This is a genomic window from Caballeronia sp. LZ028, from assembly GCF_031451415.1.
GTDB classification, from domain to species: Bacteria; Pseudomonadota; Gammaproteobacteria; order Burkholderiales; family Burkholderiaceae; genus Caballeronia; species Caballeronia zhejiangensis.
In genome coordinates this window covers 1-301 of record NZ_JARUXN010000012.1, presented here as the reverse complement: position 1 = coordinate 301, position 301 = coordinate 1, and the positions used below count along the sequence as shown (strand labels likewise).

General features: G+C 63.5%; 1 protein-coding gene. It reads left to right on the top strand.

Annotated elements, in window-relative coordinates; genetic code table 11:
• Positions 1-8: 8 nt before the first annotated feature.
• The coding region (locus tag QCE58_RS30965; RefSeq protein WP_309780694.1) for an ABC transporter substrate-binding protein at positions 9-301 on the top strand (293 nt) is incomplete at its 3' end.

Sequence of the window (301 nt, the reverse complement as noted above, 5' to 3'; positions counted from 1 at the left end):
CGGCTGCGCTGACGGCAGGTTTCGGCACGCAGCCGGCGGGCGCGGCCACGCCGAAGGACATGTTCGTCATGGCGACCTTGCTCGACGAATTCACGTCGCTCGATCCCGGCGAGATCTACGAACTGGTGCCGGAGGAATACGTCGCGAACACGTATGACCGGCTGGTGCGCGTGGACCTGAAGGATCCGTCGAAATTCAATGGCGATGTCGCCGAGTCCTGGACCGTGAGCCCCGACGGCCTGACTTTCACCTTCAAGCTGCGTCCGGGCCTCAAGTTCCACTCTGGCAATCCACTCACCGC